Source organism: Curtobacterium sp. Leaf154 (genome assembly GCF_001424595.1).
Lineage (GTDB): Bacteria > Actinomycetota > Actinomycetes > Actinomycetales > Microbacteriaceae > Curtobacterium > Curtobacterium poinsettiae.
On record NZ_LMOS01000005.1, the window covers coordinates 1 to 18,917 of the forward strand.

Genomic DNA, 18,917 nt, shown 5'->3' on the forward strand with positions numbered 1-18,917 from the left:
CTGACGGTGCGCAGCCTCGTGCGACAGGAACGCGAACTGCGTGAACAGCACCCCCAGCGCACCGGCCACGATCAGCTGGAACCACGAGTCACCCAGGAACGCGAACGCGACCCAGGTGAGGGCGAGGCTGCCGACGAGTGCGCTGAACAGTGCCCAGTAGAAACCGGTACGACGGCGGAGCAGGCCGTTCTCCTTCACCTGCGCCAGGAGCGCGGAGTAGGTCGAGGTGCCCTTTCGGGCTCCCGTAGCGGGGCGAGTGCGGGTGTAACCCGGAGCGAGCGGAGTAGTGGTCATGTGGACCGCTTTCAGTCACGGATCGGTCCTTCGACCGGTTCGAGAGAGTTCACGCGATTGCGCTTGCGGCGACCCTAGGGGCCGAACTTGCGTGTTCACCGTGGTGTCCGGAACACGTCGCACGACCTTCGAGATCACCCCGCGTGTCGCTCCGGACCCGCTGCGCACGCACCGGACGATGCGCGCAACGTCTGGCCCGGGTACTCGCCGAATCGGCGGAAGTAGGTGCCTGAGAAGCGCCCCAGGTGACGGAAGCCCCATGTCAGGGCCGCCTCGCTCACACTGGTCTCCTGCCGGCTGCCGGACTCCAGCGCCGCGCGCACCCGGTCGAGCCGCATCCGCAGCAGGAACGTCATCGGCGAGACGCCGTGTTCCCGCATGAACGCCGTCTGGAGCGTGCGGGGGCTCACACCCACCGCGTCGCAGATGTCGGCGAGGCAGAGCTGCTGATCGCAGTGTCCTTCGAGGTACGCCATGGCGAGTTCGACCGTCGACGGGGTCACGGCACGCCGGAGGATCACGGGCACCCGCGTCCCGAACGCTCCGAGGACGGCCTCGACGAGCGCGACCTGCGCGCTGGTCCTGGCGCCCTGGGTGAAGCCGTCACGCGTCGCGGTGACCGCCACCTGTTCGACGCACCGGCGCAGGTGTTCGAGCACCCCCGCGGCGGGTTCGGCACCTCGGTCCGGCAGCTCCGGCGCCGCGGCTCCGAGCGAGGAGCGCACCTGGTCGAGGAGTGACCGGTCGATGCTCACCAGCTGCAGCGTGCCCGTCGGGGCGCGGACGGAGAACTCCCCCGACGTCGGCATCCGGACGGGCGTGCCGGGCCGGGTCTCGAGGACGGCACCGTCCTGGACGGCGATCCGGACGCCACCGGTACTCGACCACCCGACGACGATGCGGTCGACGGGTTCGAAGGTCCCGGAGAAGCCGGAGGTCGCCGACGCCGTGACGAGGCTCACGCATCCGTCCCGGCGGGTTCGGTACCGGAACCGGAAGGGCAGCCGGGAACTGTCGTCGTCGACGTCGAAGCGGACGTCACGACCGTGCCCGGCCTGGGCGAGCACGCGCGCGGCGAAGGACCGGTCGGTGCCGGAGCGTTCGGGGTGGCGGCGCTGGGTGTCGATCCGCGCGGTGACGGTCCGGGCCGCGTCGTCCCCGTGGACCGCGGTCAACACGGTGCCTCGTCGAGGTGCTGTCCGCATCGCTGCTCGAACCAGGAGCGGGCGTCCCGCAGGCTCGCAAGCCGTTCCTGTTCGTGCAGTGTCGCCATGAGCGTGCAGTCGACCCCGTCGACAGTGCGCTCGACGCAGCCGAGGAGCATGTCCGGGTCCCCCCCAGGCGGATGCAGCGTCGACGACCCGCCAGCACCCGGCGTCGACCGGCTGCACCCGGATGTCCGTCGGGTCCGTCGGGGCGAGTGCCCGGATCCGTTCGGTGTGGACGACCTGCTGTCGCACGACGGAGTCGATGACCATGGTCGAGGTTCCCTGTGCGTGTCCCATCGCGCCTCCCTGTCGGTTCGATGTGGTGCACTGCTTCGACCAGCGGCGCACGAGACACTTTCAGTATCAACAGGACGGTTCCCGTCACGTCAGGGGTTGACACCTGACCGCGTCTGGCGGATCATCCGCGGCCCGGATCGGGGTCCTGGCAACGCACCGTGGACGGTTCCCGTACGGTCGGCCCATGAACGACGGGAGCGGTGCGGCACGGGACGTCCCGCCTCGGCTCTCACGTGCCGTGCGGGACGCGCTCCGGTTCGTCCAGGAGCACGCGACGACCCACATCACCGTCACGGACGTCGCCGCGGCGGTCCAGCTGTCGCCGCGGAGTCTGCAGAAGCGGTTCCGGACGGAGATCGGGCAGACGCCGGGCGCCTTCCTGCGCGCGGTGCGGCTCGAGGGGGTGCGTCGTAACCTGCAGGCGGCATCCGGTACACCCGACCGGCGGACAATCGCGGCGATCGCCCAGCGGTGGCAGTTCAGCAACGCGGGTCGGATGGCTGCGGCGTTCCGTGAGGCCTACGGGATCGCGCCCTCGTCGGCGCTGCGCTCCTTCGCGCCCGAGGACGGCGAGGACTGCGAGGACGACGAGGACGGCGCGCCGAGCCTGTCGGACCGGAACCAGCGGCGCTTCCGGCTGGTGCTGGACTGCGAGGTGGACGTCGACGACCCCCAGACGGTGCTCGCCGGGGCGCTGCAGCGTGCTGGGGCCGGTCCATGGCGCGACTACCGGCCGGACGGCGGCAGCGAGGACCTGATGGCGTTCCTGCTCGGCAACGCGGTGCGGACGGTGGTGCGCGAGACCTCCGGCGTGACGCTGGTGGCCCTGGACGCGATGCTCCGGGTGCAGGACGAGCAGGGGACGTACCCGTGCGCCGAGCTCCCGGCCTGGCGTGCCGGCCCACCGCCGAACGTGCCCGCGCCGTCGGGGTCGTCCGACACCGCCCAGCGCGTAGGATCGAGAGACGGCAGGGAAGGCGCCCATGGATGACGCATTCGAGCGTGCACTCCGTGCGCTCCGGTCGGCGGACGTCGCCGACGACCAACTCAGTCGGCCGTTCGCGCTCGCGCTGCCGATGGGCGGTGTCTCGATCTCGACCTTCGGTGAGCTGTGCCCGAGCGAGACCGTGTCCGCGACCGACGAGGTCGCCACCCGGATCGACGAGATCCAGCTCGACCTGTCCGAGGGACCGTGCTGGGCCGCGCTCTCGACCGATGCCCCGGTGCTGGAGACGGATCTGGTGGAGCGTCCGAACGCCGCGTGGCCCGCCTTCAACGAAGCCGTCCGGAGCGAACCCGTCGGCGCGGTCTTCGCCTTCCCGGTCGCCTTCGGGCCGTTCCCGCTCGGCGCGATCGACGTGTACGTCCCGCAGCCCGCGACGATCGAGGACGACACCGTGCGCCAGGCCATGACCCTCGCCTCCGCAGTCAGCCGCCGGGTGCTCCGCCGAGCCCTCCGCTCCATCGCGGACCAGGACGACGCCCTGCTCGACCGGAGCCCGTCGTCCAGGCGCGTGGTCCACCAGGCCACCGGTGTGGTGCTCGCGCAGCTCGACATCAGCCCCGAGGACGCCTACCTGCTGTTGCAGGGCCATGCCTTCGCCCGCCGGACGACCATGCGCCGGGTGGCGGAGGAGATCCTCGACGGCACGGTCCGGTTCGAGAAGCGAGGCGACCTGATCGAGGAGGTCCAGTGACGACGGCAGGCCGAGAAGCCCGGATCCTCGAGACGTTCACGTCGCTCGCCGACACCCTGGTGGACGCCTACGACGTCGTGGAGCTGCTGCAGACCCCGGTCGAGACCTGCGCCGAGGTACTCGGCATCGACGCTGCGGGCATCCTGCTGGCCAACGACGACCAGGAGCTCGAGGTCGTGGCCTCGACTTCTGAAGCGAGCCGGCTCGTCGAGGTCCTGCAGCTCGACGCCGAGGCCGGACCCTGCATGACCTCGTTCGCGACCGGACGGGTCGTGGCCTGCCCGGACATCGAGTCAGCGCCGGCGGAGTGGGCGATGTTCCGCACGGGCGCGGTCGAACTCGGGTTCCGGTCGGTGCACGCCGTCCCGCTCCGGCTGGGCAGCACCGTCATCGGCACACTCAACCTGTTCGGCATCGCCGTGGGTGCCCTCGGGGAATCGGACCTGCGCGTCGCCCGTGCCCTGGCCGACGTGGCGACGATCGGCATCCTGCACGAGCGGTCCCTGCGCGAACACGAGGTCGTCCGCGCGCAGCTGCAGCGCACCATCGGCTCGCGCGAGGTCATCGAGCAGGCCAAGGGCGTCGTGTCGTACCTGCGGGGTGTCTCGATCGAGGATGCCTTCGCGGTGATCCGCGGGTACGCGCTCGAGCACCGCGAGCCGCTCTCCGAGGTGGCCCGCGCGGTCGTGCAGCGCCGACTCGTCCCCTGACCGGTCCGGATAAACGCCGACGAACGCCGACGGGCAGGCTCCAGCGCACAGCGCTGCGGAACGTCCGTCGAGCTCGTGATCGCAGGTGACGGCAAGCGGTATACCCCACGGGCTGGAGGCGCGGCACCAGCCCGCCCCGCGCCTCCAGTCCGCCCAGCCGCACGTCCACGGCCGCGCGCCGCGCGCGCAAGACACGCCTGGCAGAACACACAGGAACGCGAGCAGGCACCATGGACTGCATGGCAAGCACCACTCCTCCCCTGCCCGGACCCGTGACCACGACACCGCAGTTGCGGCGGTGGGTGTTCTGGCCCGCAGCCGTCATCGTGCTGGGGTTCGTGGCCTTCACCCTGATCTCCCCCTCCACCGCCGAGGCGATGTTCGTCGGACTGCAGGACGGCATCGTCCAGAACTTCAGCTGGTACTACGTGCTGATCGCCGCGTTCTTCGTCGGCTTCTCGCTGTTCGTCGGCTTCAGCCGCTTCGGTGACATCAAGCTCGGCAAGGACCAGGACGAGCCCGAGTTCTCGACCGGTTCGTGGTTCGCGCTGCTGTTCGCCGCCGGCATGGGCATCGGCCTCGTGTTCTACGGCGTCTCCGAGCCCCTCAGTCACTTCGCCTCCCCGCGCCCGGGCGTCACCGGCAACGAGAAGGAACTCGCGCAGCAGGCACTGACCCAGACCTTCCTGCACTGGGGCCTGCACGCATGGGCGATCTACGTCGTCCTCGGCCTCGCCCTGGCCTACGCGATCCACCGCCGGGGTCGCCCGGTGTCGATCCGCTGGGCGCTCGAACCGCTGCTCGGCAACCGCGTCCGCGGCGGCTGGGGCAACCTGATCGACGTCATCGCCCTGGTCGGCACGCTGTTCGGTGTCGCGACCTCGCTCGGCCTCGGCGTCATCCAGATCGGCGCCGGACTCGAGAGCGCCGGCATCGCCGACAGCAGCATCGTCAGTCAGATCGCCATCATCGCGGTGATCACCGCCGTCACGATCGTCTCGCTCGTCACCGGTGTGACCAAGGGCATGAAGATCCTGTCGAACTTCAACCTGCTGCTCGCCGCCGCGCTGCTGCTCTTCGTGCTCATCGTCGGTCCGACGCAGTTCCTGCTGCGTGACTTCGTGCAGTCGATCGGCTCCTACCTGCAGAACATCGTCGGCCTGTCGTTCAACGTCACCGCGCAGCAGGGTGCCGAGGGCGAGGCCTGGCAGGGCGCCTGGACCACCTTCTACTGGGGCTGGTGGATGTCGTGGGCGCCGTTCGTCGGTGTCTTCATCGCCCGCATCTCCAAGGGCCGCACGGTCCGCCAGTTCGTGTTCGGTGTCCTCCTGGTGCCGACCGCGCTCACGTTCCTGTGGTTCGCCGTCCTCGGTGGTGCGGCCATCCACCGCCAGACCGACGGTGCAGGCGGCCTCGTCGGCTCGGACGGCTCGGTCGACATCGAGGGGTCCCTGTTCGCACTGCTCGGTGACCTGCCCGCCGGCGTGGTGCTGACCTACGGCGCGATCCTGCTCATCGGCGTGTTCTTCGTGACCTCGTCCGACTCCGGGTCGCTCGTGATGGCGATGATCGCCTCGGGTGGCGACATCGAACCGAAGAACTGGCTGCGCGTCTTCTTCGCCGCTGTGTCGGCACTGCTCGCCGTCGCACTGCTGCTGAGCGGCGGGCTGAACGCGCTGAAGACCGCGGCGATCACGACCGCGTTGCCGTTCAGCATCGTCCTGATCCTGACCTGTTGGTCGACGATCATCGCCTTCACCCGCGAGCGCCGGGCCTACGACAAGGCCGAGCGCGAGGTCCTGCTCGAGCACGTCGGCGCCTACTACGGGCTCGAGGTCGAGGCGCCCTCCGAGCGTCCCGCACGGTCCGCTCTCGGCCGTCCGTGGGCAGCGGTGAAGAGCCGCGTGCGCGGTGGCCGCGGAGCCGCGGCTCCGACGGTGGAGGCCGGTGCGCTCGAGGACTTCCCCGTGCGCCCCGAGTCGATCTCGCCCGACCCGGCGGTCGACCCGAGCCTCGACGCGCGTCCGACGTCGGCCGACACGTCGGCGACGGAGCAGCCGGAGCGCTGACGGGCCGTCGACGCGACCACCTGACGGACGGGAGGCACGGTGCCAGCTGGCACCGTGCCTCCCGTCCGTCGTCCGTCGTCCGTCGTCCGTCGTCCGTCAGGTGTCGGTCCGCGCGGACGCGACCTCGAGGGTCACGACGACCGCCGCCACGGCGAGCGCGGTGAGCGGCAGCGACACCGCCGGCACCGCGATCGACGCGAGGACGACGAGCACCAGGGCCACCACCGCGGCGTTGGCCCGCGTGGACAACGACGGCCGGATCGCGAGCGCCCAGATCGATAGCACGAACACCGCGACCGGCACCGCGACGGTCGCGGCGACCGAGGCGGACGACAGTGCGACGTGTCCGGCGTCGGCGCTGACCGCGACCTCGATGCCGGCCGGCAGCGCGCCGGCGGCGGCGAAGACGAAGAAGTGGCCGTAGCCGAACACGAGCGCGGTGGGCAGCGAGCGGATGTGCGCGTGCTGCTCGCGGGAGAAGTAGATCCACCACATGCCGACGGTGATCACCAGTCCGCAGCCCGCGAGCGCCAGCAGGGCTCCGAGGTGCTCGGTGTGCGCGAGGGCGTCGATCACCGCACCGGCCGAGGCCACCAGTCCCTCGCCCAGGACGATGAGGGTGAACAGCGAGAACCGCTCGGCCAGGTGCCGGGTGTGCCACGGGGTCGTCCCCGTCGAGGTCTGTGCCCAGATCGGCACGGACAGCTCGGCGAGCACGAGGAACGGTGCCGCGTACCCCCAGACGTCGTCGGGCAGGGCCAGGGAGAGCACCCAGAGCAGCTGCACGACCGTGACGCCGACGGCGTGCAGGACGGCGGTGCGGCGGGAGCGGGTGGAGGACGCGGCGGCGCGGATCCACTGCCCGACCAGCGCCAGCCGCATGACGACGTAGCCGATGACGCCGATCGTGAAGTCGTCCTCGACCATCGCCGCGTGCACCCCGGCGGCGAGGACGAGCACCCCCGCCATCTGCACGAAGGTCATCACCCGGTAGAGCCAGTCGTCGGTGTCGAACGACGTGGCGAACCAGGTGAAGTTCATCCACGCCCACCAGATCGAGAAGAACACCAACCCGTAGGCCAGGACGGCCGAGGTGACGTGCCCCTCGACCTCGATCTCGTGCAGGTTGGTGGCGGCGAAGCCCACGGCGACGACGAACACCAGGTCGAACAGGAGCTCGAGCGGACTCGCTGCCCGGTGTCGTTGGTCGGGGTCGCGCGGCACCATCCGGCGCAGTCCGATGGTCGGCATGGGGCCAACGGTAGGGCATCCCCAGAACGCGGACTGCTGACGGCGGGACCGGTGCTGCCGATCTGTCCGGGTGCAGCCCAGCACCACCAGACCCCGCCGCCCACGGCCGTGTACGTCGTGCGCGGCCGAACCGTTCCGACAGGAGTCCCGGTGAGCTCACCGCGTCCCGCCGTCCGTCCCAGGTCGTTCCGCCGAGCGGCCGTCAGCGCCGCAGCCGGCGCCCTGACCGTCGCCACGCTGCTGGCGTCCGCCGTCACCCCGGCGCACGCCGCGACGTCCGACACCCGGCGGTCGCCGGCCGATCCGGGTGCTGCGGTTGCCGCACCGCAGGAGCAGCCTGGAGGCTCGTCCCGCGTCGGTCCCGCCGCCGACGGCGTGCAGGTGGGTGCCGGCTCCTACGCGCCGACCCCGCCCGACGAGATCACCGACATCGCGGACGTGCGGAAGACGCTCGACCAGGAGCTGTACATCGATCCGTCGAAGGCCGGCGAGCCGGTGCCCACGAACCAGTGGTGGACGGACCTGCTGGTCAGCAAGTACTCCGGCGACATGTGGGCGTACCCGTTCGTCTCGTCGAACAGTGCCGCGGGCACGAAGCTCACGATCCCGACGCGGTGGAACAGCGACGGCACGGCGATGCGTCTGGAGGCACCGGTGACGGTCGGCGGGACCGTCGAACCGAGCCCGGACGCGAGCGACCGCACCCTGGCGGACTTCGAGGACGGACTGCCCGACGGCTGGACCGCGACCGGTGACGCGTTCACGGCAACGGCCACGGGGACGGCCGCCGGGCAGAGCGCGGTCTCCGGGTGGCTCGGCGGACGCTTCCTGAACTCGTTCAGCGACGAGGACGGCGACGGCGCGACCGGCACCCTCACGTCGCCGGCGTTCACGATCGACCGTTCGACCCTGGCGTTCCTGGTCGGCGGCGGCCGGCACCCCGACCACGAAGCCGTGCAGCTGCTGGTCGACGGCGACGTCGTGGCGAGCAGCACCGGGACGGACAGCGAACAGCTGCGGTGGGACAGCTGGGACGTCTCCGCGCACCGGGGGCAGTCCGCGCAGCTCCGGATCGTGGACGACCTGCGGGCCGGGTGGGCACACGTCCTGGTCGACCAGGTCCTGCTCACCGACGCCCCGGACGGCCTCGCTGACCGCTTCGCGACCACGTTCCGGGCGAAGCAGGCCGATGCGCTCCGCTGGGGTGACTGGAACGTCAGCTGGCGGATGCCGCAGGACGGCCCGGGCGGGCAGTACATGGACGTCACGAGCGTGCAGGGTTCGCCGTACGAGTGGTTCGAGTTCCACGGCATGACCCCGCGCCTCACCCTGCAGGACGGTGCCGAGATCACCGATGGGGACGGCGAACCGCTCGACCTGCCGGTGACGACGGACCGGTTCGAGATCCGCCAGGACGGCCACGTCTTCGGCGTGCACGCCCCCGACGGGACGACCTTCACCCGTGTCGGGAACGCGCTGGAGGCCTCATCCGGCACGCCCTACCTGGTGCTCAGCGCGGTGCCCGAGCAGGGGTTGTCCCTCGACGACCTGCACGGCACCGCGTTCGCGGTCCCCCGTGACACGACGATGACGTACGCGTACGACCCGGCGGCGGCGAACGTCCGCCAGCAGTGGTCGATCCGCACCGACACGCTGCAGGGCGACAGCCACGACACCGTCCAGGGCTGGCTGCAGCACCAGTACGCCGACGCCACCACGAACCTGCGCTTCACCGGCGCCACCTACGAGACCCCGCGCGGCACCATGCGGACCACCGTCGGCCACGGCGGCTGGACCCTGGACTACGCGTTCACGGGCATGACCCCGATCGGCGCCACACCCGAGGCGGTCGGCGACGACCCGTACTCCGAGCGCATCATGCGCGAGTACCTGCACGACTACGCCGCGAAGACGACGTACGGCGGGGACACCTACTGGGGCGGCAAGGACGTCCTGCAGCTCGCCGAGTACATGACGATCGCGCGGCAGATCGGTGCCACCGAGGACGCCCGGACGCTGCAGGACACCCTCGAGCGCGCCCTGACCGACTGGTACACGTACACGGACGGCGAGGCGGAACACTTCTTCGCGATGTACCCGACGTGGAAGGCCCTGATCGGGTTCGCCGACTCGTACGGGTCCGCGCAGTTCAACGACAACCACTTCCACTACGGCTACTTCGCGGTCGCGACGGCGATGCTCGGCCGGGTCGACCACGCGTGGGCGGCGAAGTACCAGGGCATGGCGACGCTCGTCGCGAAGCAGTACGCGAACTGGGACCGCGACGACGCCCGGTTCCCGCACATGCGCACGTTCGGGGTCTGGGAGGGCCGGTCGAACGCCGGTGGTGTGTCGTCCCCCGGCGGCAACAACCAGGAGTCCTCGTCCGAGGCGATCCAGTCCGAGGCGGGGCTCTTCCTGCTCGGCTCGGTCCTGGGCGACGACGAGATGCAGGCCGCCGGTGCGGTGCAGTACGTCACCGAGCGGGCCGCCGTCCGCGCGTACTGGCAGAACGCCCGCGGCAACCCCGCTTCGGCGTCGTACGACGGCAACGGCGCGTTCCCGGACGAGTACGAGCACGGGCAGGCGGGGATCCTGTTCGACTCCGGGCAGGCCCACGCCACGTACTTCTCCGGCGACCCCGCCTGGATCTCCGGCATCCAGTGGATGCCGATCGCCCCGTGGTTCGACTACTTCGGCTGGGATCCCGGCTTCTCGAAGGCCCTGATGCGCGAGATGATGGCCGCCCGCCCGGAGTCCATCGGGCAGGCCGGGGTCACCGACGGCAACGCGGCACGCATCCAGATGCTCACGAAGAAGTGGTGGGGCGTCGGCAGCTACGGCGACGTGAAGATCACCCGTGACCGGCCGGCCGCGATCGGTGAGCTGCAGGACGCGATCCGCGCCGTCGAGACGAACCACCCCGGGTACGTCACCCGACGAACCGCAGCGAACCCCCTGTACGACCCGGCCACCGACACCCTGCTGGTGAGCGTGGACGACGACGGACGGGTGGTGTTCCCGGACCGGTACTGGACCCCGGAGAACCTGCCCGACTCGCTGGTGCCCACCGAGCTCGACGGTCCCACCGCCGACCGGAGGCCCCAGGACTGGCCGACCCCGTCCCCGCTGATGCCGTTCCTGGTGGACGACTTCCGCGCCGACACCCGGACCATCGACCAGCTGTACGGCGTCGACCTCACCGACCACACCCCCGGCGAGGACACCGAGCACGCCGCACGGGTGTTCAGCGGCATGGGCGACGCGCTCGGCAACGTCGTCCTCGGGTTCCTCGGGCAGTACGACCCGGACACCTACGCCGACGTGCACGCCGCGCTGTGGAAGGCCGACGACCCGGCCGTGACCGGGCAGTCGATGGCCGGCCTGGTCTACCACCAGGCGATGTCGAACCGGACCGTCGGCACCGAGGTCACCGACCGGCACACCTCGGACCCGCTCAGCCAGGTGTTCCGCGCACCGGACGGCACGATCAGCTACGTGCTCGACAACCCCGACACCGTGCAGCACACGTACGACGTCTACGAGGGCACCGAGGTGATCGGCCAGATCGCGGTCCCGGCGCAGACGCAGATCACGTCGCACCTGGACGCGCGGCTCACCGAGGTGGTCGTCAGCGCCCAGGGAGCCCCGAAGACGATCGTCCCCGGTGCGACCACGACCTTCACCGCCACCGGCTACGACCAGTACGGCGCCACCGTCGCGCTGGACGACGTCACCTGGTCGACCGACACCGGCACGATCAGCGCCAACGGCGTCCACCGTGCATCGGAGCGCGCGGAGCGGGCGACCGTCACCGCCACGATCGGCGGCGTGCACGGGTCGTACGCCTTCCGGGTCGCACCGGCACCGGTCCTCACCGGGTTCGACGTCACGCCCGGCTTCGACCGGCTCGTCGTCGGGACGCCACAGCGGTTCCGTGCCGCCGGCCACGACCAGTACGGCGACCCGGCGGCCCTGCCCGCCGACGTCACCTGGTCGTACACCGGTGCCGGAAGCGCCGGGAGCGACGGCACCGTGACGACCACAGCCGCGGGCTCCGGGTACGTCGTCGCGACCGGTGGCGGTGTCGAGGGCTCGGCGGTCGTCGCCTCGGTGACGTCGATCCCCGACGCCGCAGCGGGTGCCGACGTCGACGCGAGCTCCTCGGACGGCGGCAACGTCGCCGGGAAGGCCGTCGACGGCGACCGGAGCACCCGGTGGGAGAGCTCGCACGGTGTGGACGAGGTCGACTACACGATCGACCTCGGGGCCCTGACCGACGTCGACACCGTCCGGGTGGACTGGGAGAACGCGGCCGCCGCCCGGTACGTCCTGCAGGTCCGGGACACCGCCGACAGCCCCTGGCGCGACGTGCGGACGGTCGACAAGACCACCGCCGACGCGGACACGGTGTCCGTCGGCGAGACCGCCCGGTTCGTGCGCCTGCACCTGACCGACCGGCTCACCGGGTACGGGTACTCCATCTGGGAGGTGCACGTGTCCGGCACCCCGGCGGCCTCGACCGTCGACGTCGAGGACGTGCTCGTCGCACCACGCACCACGACCGTCCGCGCCGGTGACACGGTCCGGATGGCGGCCTACGGGTTCGACCACGACGGGTTCGGCGGGCGGCTCGCCGCGGACCGCCCGGAGTGGGCCGTCGACGGCGGCGGAAGTGTCGAACCGGACGGTGTCGTCACCGCAGCGGCCGAGGGCGGTGTGACCGCGACGGTCACGGCCACCGTGCCGGGAGCATCCGGGACGGCCACCGTCACGACCCTCGACGAGGCGACCGACGGTGACGACGACGGCGGAACGGCACCCGCCCGCTCTCGCGACGTGGCCGCCGGCAAGCCCGTCACCACCTCGTCGGACGAGCGCGGCGACCTGTCCGGCGGCAATGCGGTGGACGGCGACGCCCGGACCCGGTGGGCGAGCGCAGCACGCGACGGTGAGTGGTTGGCGGTCGACCTCGGGCAGGTCGTGCCGATCGACCAGGTGCAGCTCGACTGGGAGGCCGCGTGGGCCGAGGCCTACCGCGTCCAGGTCCGCGACGACGAAGACGCCCCCTGGCGGACCGTCGCGGAAGAAGCCCACGGGACCGGCGGCGAGGTGATCCACCGGCTGGAGGGCGACGACGTCACCGGCCGCTGGGTCCGGGTCGTCGCGGACCGCCGGCACACCGCGTTCGGTGTCTCCCTCTGGGACCTCCGCGTCACCTCGACGCAGGGCGAACCGACGCCGGACCTGGCACGACGGGCGACCGTGTCGTCATCGGCCGACGAGGGCGACGGCGTCCCCGCACGGAACGCCGTGGACGGCGACCCGGGGTCACGCTGGGCGAGCGGGCACACCGACGACCAGTGGCTCGCCGTCGACCTCGGAGCACCGCACCGTCTGCACGGAGCGGTGCTCCGGTGGGAGGACGCCTTCGGACGTTCCTACCGGATCGAGGCGCGGAACGCCGGCGACGACGGGTGGACGACGCTCGCCACCGAGACGGACGGCAACGGCGGCACCGACCGGCACGACCTGGACGGCTCGTGGCGGTACGTCCGCGTGCACGGTGTCGAGCGGGCGACCCCGTACGGCTACTCGCTGTACGACCTCGAGATCCGGTAGCGCTGACGCCCCGCTTCCCGCACACCTGTCCGGCGGCGACGTCGTCGCGAAGGCCTGCACGATCCGGACCACTTGACCGCCGTCCGCAGGTTCCGGCGTCCGACTCGGTCCGAGCGGTGGACGCGACCAACCGCCGGACTGGAGGCGCGGTGCCAGCTGGCACCGGGCCTCCAGTCCGCCTGTCGGCACGACTGAGTCGTTGCAGGATCGAGACACCGGTCCGGTCCGGCGTGCGGCATGGTTGAGCCACCGATCGCGGACAGGACGGAGCGCACGGTGGAACGCGTGCGGATCGACTGATGCCGCTCGGGGAATGTGTCGCGGAGCGACCGTGCGAGGATTCGTCAACCGCACTCCCGAGGGGAACGACCACCATGACCACAGCCCGCACACTCCACTGGGTCAGCACCGTGCTCCTCGCCGTGGGGTTCCTCGGCGTCGGTGCCCTGATGTACGACGCGTTCTTCGGCCCCGAAGGCGGTGGTGCGAACATCGGCCTCGGCCTCGTCCTCATCCCGTGTCTCGGATCCGGCGTCGTCGGGCTCGCACTCGGGGCAGCAGCCTTGGTCGCGACGTGGTGGGGCACCCGGGCCGAGCGCTCGCGTGCCGCGGCCCGGTGACACAGATGCCGGCCCAGTCCGCTCCGCGCCCGTGGACCCTGATCGCCGTCGTGGTGCTGGTGGGTTGGGCGCTGGTGACGGCACTGCTGTTCCCGGTCACCGGGGCCACCGAGCACGAGGGGCCCGGCGACCAGGTCTGGCGGACGTCGTCGAGTGCACTCGGTGTGCCGCTCTCGCCCGAGTGGGACGTCCTCGTCTGGCTCGCCGCACTCGCGCTGGTGCCGGTCGTCGTCGTCGGGCTCGCGTTCCTGCTGCGCCGCCGACGACCGCGCACCGCGCCCGTCAGTCCGTCGCCGGGTGGCCCTGCGCGCTGAGGTGTGCGCGGAGCACGTCACGGACGCTCGTCCACGACTGCACGCCGTAGCGGTCGTTGTCGACGTGGTGCAGCTCCGCCTGCCCGCTGAACATGCTCACGAAGTACTGCATCCCCTGCCACGCCGGGAACGTCTCGTCCGGGTTCTTCGACAGACGCCTGCCGACGGCGCTCATCGCGGACAGCGTGCCGGTGGTGCCAGCCCACTGCAGCCGGAAGCGCTCCCCCGTCAGGTCGCTCATGGTGTGTGCGACGTCGCGGGCGGTGACCCGGTCGCCCGCCATCTCGATCACCCGCGGAGCATCGTCGTCCAGTGCGGCGAGCGCCGTGACCCGGGCGACGTCGTCCTTCGTGGTGAAGTCGAGCACCTGGTCCGCCGACGACCAGAACAGCACGAGCCGACGACCGAACAGGATCATCGGGGCGTCGCCGGTGAGCAGGTCCGTGAACATGCCCGTCAGGATCGAGGTCGCCTGCACCGGGGCGGCGTCGAGGTCGGCGGCGAACTCGCGTCGCAGCTCGAAGTTGCGGTTCGTGCCGGGTGCGATCCGCCGGTAGTCGGCGGAGTAGTCGGACGGGACGAACCGCCGGACGCCCGCCGCCACGGTCGCCGCGAGCAGCGCACGCTGGACGTCGACGATCACCGGGCGGGTCCCGCTCACGGCGGAGACCACGACGTCGGATCCGCTGACGGCCCGGGTCAGGCCGTCGTGGTCGCTGTACTCGGCGGTGACGACGTCGACCCGGGGGTCGTCCCCGAAGCGCTCGTCGGCGGTCCTGCTGCCGGGCCGGGTGAGGACCCGCACCCGCACGTCGTGCTGGGTGAGTTCGCGGACGATGCGGTGCCCGAGGTCACCGGTGGCGCCGGCGACGAGGATGGTGGTGGTCATGGGCGGGGCCTCACTGCAGTGGTGGTCGACGTGGTCGTCGTGGTGCGCCGTCGGGATCGCTCCGGGACGGCGAGGGGATGTTGGAACGAGGGGTCTGCCTGGTCCGGTCCGGCGGTGCCGAGCCCGGCGGTGAGGGCGACGCGGGCCAGCAGCCGGCGCAGCGTCGCCTGTTCGTCGTCGTCGAGGTGCCGCATGAGCACGCCCTCGGCGCTGCGCAGGGCGGACCGCGTCCGGGCGAGCAGGGCCCGGCCGGCGTCGGTGGGGTGGACCTGCCGCACCCGCCGGTCCGTCGGGGCGGGGCGGCGTTCGACGAACCCGCCCGTCTCGAGCGCGTCGACGATGTAGGTCATCTGCGTCTTGTCGATCCCGAGGCGCTGCGCGAGTCCGAGTTGCGACGACGGTTCCTCGGTGGTGGTCGCGACGAGCACCTGGTAGCCGCGGGGACCGCCCGGTACGTCGGCGACCGCTTCGCTGCCCAGCCGCGTGAACCCCTGGAGCGCCAGCGGGAGCGCCCACCCGAGCTCGGATTCGATCCCCTCGGCACCCCAGTCGATCTCGGGGAGCGCATCGGTCGGCATCGGACTGTCCATGGCGAAGAACGTACCGCAACAAGATCGTCTTGCGCAAAGATCATCTGCGATCAGGACGGAGCGCATCACCCCGTTCACCGTCGACGTCCCCCGGACAGAGCTCGACGACCTGCGCCGACGAATGCTGGCCGAACACTGGTCGACGGGCTACACCGGTACACCGACCCGGTGTTCTTCAACGAGGTCGCGCGCGGCGGGCACTTCGCGATGCTCGAACAGCCGGGCCTGCTCGTCGACGACGTCCGTGCGACGTTCCGCGGGCTCCGCCGAAGGCCACCGACCGCACCACCAGGAACAGGGCGTAGCCGATCATCGCGGCGCCCAGCGTCGGCACGAGCCACGCGCGGGCGTCGCCGTCGACGGCGGTGTTCACGAAACCGAGTCCGGGGATCGAGTACCAGACCCGGCCCATGACCTGCGCGGCGACGACCCGCTCGGGGTCGACGGCTGCGTTGTTGTCACCCTTGAAGGTGAACAGGCGGCGACCGTCGGCACCGACGGCGATGGCGACGACCCGGTGCGAGATCACCCCGGGCCGGTCGACCCGGATCTGGTAGGTGACGATGTCGCCGACGCCGATGTCCGCGGGGTCCACCGGGCGGACGACCGCCAGGGTGCCCGGGGGCATCCCCGGCTCCATCGAGCTCGTCAGCACGGTGAGCGGCACCGACCCGGTGATGCGCGGCACCGCGATGGCCAGCGCGGCGATCCCCACCACGGCGATCAGGAGCAGGACCGCGACCGTCTGCCCCAGCAGCCGGAGTGCGCCCGACCAGCGGGTGACCGGCGCCTGCTCCCGCTCCGGCGGTGCGGACGTCACGACGTCGATCGCAACGAGAACAGCTGGAGGCCGGACGTGCTGCAGTCGGCGACGGTCATCGTGTTGGTGCTGCCGGACCCGTTCGACGCCGTCAGGCACAGGTCGTTCCGGTTGCGGAACCGGAAGAGCCCGCTGCCCGCGCCGACCGCTTCGGCCGTCCACTTCTGGGCGCTGATGTCGTTGACGGGACGGAGCACGGCGGACCGGTCGCTCGGGGCGTCCCAGTACAGCGACGGGTTCGACGGCGAGGTGACCCGGAGCCAGGAGTCCTCGGGCGTGAACTGCCAGGTCTGGGTCGCGCTCGTCGTGCAGGACGTCGTGACGATCGGCGAGCCGGAGGCCGTCCCCCCGCTGGCGATGCACGTGCCGGTGGCGTCGTTCCGCAGGACGTAGCGGCTGGTGGCGGTGAGCCACCTGGTGGCGTGCTGGATGCCCGGTGACATCGGCGAGGCGTTGCCGCCCGTGCCGGTGGCGACCGAGCGCACGGTGTACGCGTAGTACTTCGAGACCAGCAGCCCGGTGTCGGTGAAGGACCGGACGGACGCCGGCACGACGCGGACCAGGACGCCGTCCCGGTACACGGCGTAGGAACCGATGCCGCTCGTGTCCGCGGGCGCTGCCCACGTGAGCGTGATGCTGCTGTCGGTCTCGGCGGTCTTCGACGGCACGGACGGTGTGACGGTGTCGGCGATGACCTGGGCCGCGCGGGCGTGCGCGATGCCGGTCCAGGATCCCTGTCGGGCGGTGACGGTCGCGTCGAGCGTGGTCGCGCCTCCGGACAGGTCGAAGCGCTGCCCCTGACTGACCGACGTCCGCACACAGGTCGAACGGCTGGCACCGGCAGCGAGGGTGGCGGCCACGGGGGCGATCGTCGTGCCCGAACCGGTGATCGCAGCACTGGACGGAGCGCCCGAGCAGGGGTTGGCGTTGGTGGACTGCCRGATGTCGACCTGGACGGCGCTCGACAGGGCCGATCCGGCGGTCGCGGCGAGCGACAACGTGGTGGCCGCGGGCACGGACCCCGAGTTCGACACCGTGACGAGCGCGGTGCGGGTCAGCGCGTCCGAGGAGTACGTGGTGGCGAGGTCCTCGACGCCACGGATGCCGACGGCCACGGACCCGGTCGTGGCCGCGGCCCGGACGGACTGCGCCGGAGCGGTCCAGGTCGCCCAGGCAGTCCCGCCGCCCGCGAGCTCGATCGCGACGACCGCGGCGGCCGTCGCTCCGAGCAGGAGCACTCGTCGAGGTCGTGTGCTGTCGGTCATGATCCTGCCTGCGTCCCGCTGATGGTGGTGGTGAAGTCGGCGCTGAGGCCCTGCTGCGAGGCGGCCGCATCCGCCGGCATCGCGACGGCGAGGCACAGGACGACGTCGGCCCCCGGCCGCAGGGTGATGCCTGCGGACCGCGGCGAGGTGGAGTCGAGGGTGCCGGACCACGTGGGGCGCACGCTGCCGGACCGGCACGCAGCCGCCGACGTCGCAGCGCCCACGGTCACCCGCAGGTCGCTGCGCACGGCGGACGCCGAACCCGACGCCGTCGTCGTGCCGGCGCGTCCCGTCGCGACACCGAGGTCGAGCGGGACGTCCCCGGTGTTCGTCGCGGTGACCACGCCGAACTCGGTGGCGCCCGGGTACAGCGGTGCAGACGGCAGCGTGAGGCTGCTCAGCGACAGGTCCGCCGAACCGGCGGTGATCGTCGCCGGCTGGGTGGACGACCGGGCGCTGAGGAGTGCGAACGTGCCACCGTCGGTCGAGATCGCGACGACGACCACGACCCCCACCGCGGCGACGGCGAGCAACGTCGCCGCCGGCCAGCCGGTCAGCGCAGCCCCTCGGCGCCGGTGTTTCACGCCTGGGTCAGGGTCACGGCGATGGCGTCGAGGTCGACCGACCCGTTCTGCATGCCGTCCTCGACACCGGCGGTGGTGCTCTTCGGGAACGTGATGGTCACCCCGACGCGGACGTCCTGCTGCGAGCCGGTCTGCCCGGTCACCGTGTACGGCGCACCGGCACCGGAGACCCCGTCACCGCTCGCGGTGAGCACGGCGTTCGCCGACAGGTACTTCGCCAGCGCGACGTCGGCGGGGGCGGACGTCGAGGTGGCCTCGACCGAAGCCGGATCGACGGCCAGGGTCGCCTTCAAGCCCTTGCCGTTCGCGGTGACGACCATGTCCTGCGAGTAGGTGACGACGTCGCCCGGCACGATCGGGTAGCCGTCCAGGGTCGAGAGCGGCGACCCACCGTTGACGGTCCAGCTCGCCGCCTGCGTGGTCGGCTTGATCGAGAGCGCACCGGCGACGATGTGGCCCCCGGCGGTCGCTGCGCTGGAGTTCCAGAGCGCGAACGTCCCGGCGCCTCCGAGCAGCAGTGCGACGCCAGCGGCGCCGATGATCGAGGCGGTGATGATCTTCTGCATGGTGTGCTCTCTACGACGTCGAACGTCGGATACGCGTCGACCGTGTCCAGGCGAACAGCTCGATGAGCTGGTGGCAGCCGGCCCCTGGTGAGGGGGCGGCGCATCGACCGAGGGACGTGGT

General features: G+C 71.5%; 15 protein-coding genes and 1 pseudogene. 7 read left to right on the forward strand and 9 right to left on the reverse strand.

Going from position 1 to position 18,917, the window contains the following annotated elements; genetic code table 11:
- Together ASF75_RS10180 and ASF75_RS10185 are read right to left on the reverse strand one after the other, a co-directional pair.
- Positions 1–294, reverse strand: a pseudogene (locus ASF75_RS10180) (acyl-CoA desaturase); the annotation flags it as partial.
- A 134-nt stretch (positions 295–428) separates the two neighbouring features.
- Entirely contained in the window at positions 429–1,472 is a 1,044-nt protein-coding gene (locus ASF75_RS10185) for a helix-turn-helix domain-containing protein (RefSeq protein WP_235517618.1), read from the reverse strand.
- Between the two features lie 511 nt (positions 1,473–1,983).
- Between ASF75_RS10185 and ASF75_RS10190 the strand changes: the two genes are divergently transcribed.
- The 4 genes from ASF75_RS10190 to ASF75_RS10205 all read left to right on the forward strand — a co-directional run bounded on the left by ASF75_RS10190 (position 1,984) and on the right by ASF75_RS10205 (position 6,275).
- Positions 1,984–2,790 carry a helix-turn-helix transcriptional regulator gene (locus ASF75_RS10190; RefSeq protein WP_056071094.1) on the forward strand — a complete coding sequence of 269 codons (807 nt, stop codon included), beginning with the start codon at positions 1,984–1,986 and terminating at the stop codon, positions 2,788–2,790.
- Positions 2,783–3,496, forward strand: a complete 714-nt coding sequence (locus ASF75_RS10195; protein WP_056071097.1) for a GAF and ANTAR domain-containing protein — start codon at positions 2,783–2,785, stop codon at positions 3,494–3,496. Before ASF75_RS10190 ends, ASF75_RS10195 begins: the two co-directional genes overlap by 8 nt.
- On the forward strand, positions 3,493–4,206 hold the full coding sequence (locus ASF75_RS10200; protein ID WP_056071100.1) for a GAF and ANTAR domain-containing protein: 714 nt from the start codon (positions 3,493–3,495) through the stop codon (positions 4,204–4,206). Before ASF75_RS10195 ends, ASF75_RS10200 begins: the two co-directional genes overlap by 4 nt.
- A gap of 239 nt (positions 4,207–4,445) precedes the next feature.
- On the forward strand, positions 4,446–6,275 hold the full coding sequence (locus ASF75_RS10205; protein WP_235517620.1) for a BCCT family transporter: 1,830 nt from the start codon (positions 4,446–4,448) through the stop codon (positions 6,273–6,275).
- Positions 6,276–6,371: 96 nt separating this feature from the next.
- Here ASF75_RS10205 and ASF75_RS10210 read toward each other — a convergent pair whose 3' ends face one another.
- Positions 6,372–7,526 (reverse strand): low temperature requirement protein A, encoded by a 1,155-nt coding sequence (locus tag ASF75_RS10210; protein ID WP_156463849.1) that lies wholly within the window; start codon positions 7,524–7,526, stop codon positions 6,372–6,374.
- A gap of 150 nt (positions 7,527–7,676) precedes the next feature.
- Between ASF75_RS10210 and ASF75_RS10215 the strand changes: the two genes are divergently transcribed.
- From ASF75_RS10215 to ASF75_RS10225, 3 genes are all read left to right on the forward strand, one after another.
- On the forward strand, positions 7,677–13,148 hold the full coding sequence (locus ASF75_RS10215; protein ID WP_056071107.1) for a discoidin domain-containing protein: 5,472 nt from the start codon (positions 7,677–7,679) through the stop codon (positions 13,146–13,148).
- A 374-nt stretch (positions 13,149–13,522) separates the two neighbouring features.
- Positions 13,523–13,768, forward strand: a complete 246-nt coding sequence (locus ASF75_RS10220) for a hypothetical protein (protein WP_017886949.1) — start codon at positions 13,523–13,525, stop codon at positions 13,766–13,768.
- 5 nt (positions 13,769–13,773) lie between these two features.
- On the forward strand, positions 13,774–14,082 hold the full coding sequence (locus tag ASF75_RS10225) for a hypothetical protein (RefSeq protein ID WP_056071110.1): 309 nt from the start codon (positions 13,774–13,776) through the stop codon (positions 14,080–14,082).
- On the opposite strand, the gene ASF75_RS10230 is transcribed toward ASF75_RS10225, so the two are convergent.
- From ASF75_RS10230 to ASF75_RS10255, 6 genes are all read right to left on the reverse strand, one after another.
- Complete coding sequence (locus ASF75_RS10230; protein WP_056071113.1) at positions 14,051–14,971, reverse strand: NmrA family NAD(P)-binding protein; 921 nt, start codon at positions 14,969–14,971, stop codon at positions 14,051–14,053. The two genes, ASF75_RS10225 and ASF75_RS10230, sit on opposite strands and share 32 nt — an antisense overlap.
- Positions 14,968–15,561 carry a MarR family winged helix-turn-helix transcriptional regulator gene (locus ASF75_RS10235; protein ID WP_056071116.1) on the reverse strand — a complete coding sequence of 198 codons (594 nt, stop codon included), beginning with the start codon at positions 15,559–15,561 and terminating at the stop codon, positions 14,968–14,970. Before ASF75_RS10235 ends, ASF75_RS10230 begins: the two co-directional genes overlap by 4 nt.
- Before the next feature lie 175 nt (positions 15,562–15,736).
- A complete protein-coding gene (locus ASF75_RS10240) occupies positions 15,737–16,381 on the reverse strand; it encodes a signal peptidase I (RefSeq protein ID WP_056071118.1) in 645 nt (214 codons plus the stop codon).
- Positions 16,378–17,646 carry a ricin-type beta-trefoil lectin domain protein gene (locus ASF75_RS10245; protein ID WP_156463850.1) on the reverse strand — a complete coding sequence of 423 codons (1,269 nt, stop codon included), beginning with the start codon at positions 17,644–17,646 and terminating at the stop codon, positions 16,378–16,380. The genes ASF75_RS10240 and ASF75_RS10245 overlap by 4 nt, the downstream gene beginning before the upstream one ends.
- Positions 17,643–18,230, reverse strand: coding sequence for a hypothetical protein (locus ASF75_RS10250; protein WP_042540470.1), 588 nt, complete (start codon positions 18,228–18,230; stop codon positions 17,643–17,645). The genes ASF75_RS10245 and ASF75_RS10250 overlap by 4 nt, the downstream gene beginning before the upstream one ends.
- Positions 18,227–18,796 (reverse strand): alternate-type signal peptide domain-containing protein, encoded by a 570-nt coding sequence (locus ASF75_RS10255; protein WP_056071124.1) that lies wholly within the window; start codon positions 18,794–18,796, stop codon positions 18,227–18,229. The genes ASF75_RS10250 and ASF75_RS10255 overlap by 4 nt, the downstream gene beginning before the upstream one ends.
- Positions 18,797–18,917: the final 121 nt, after the last annotated feature.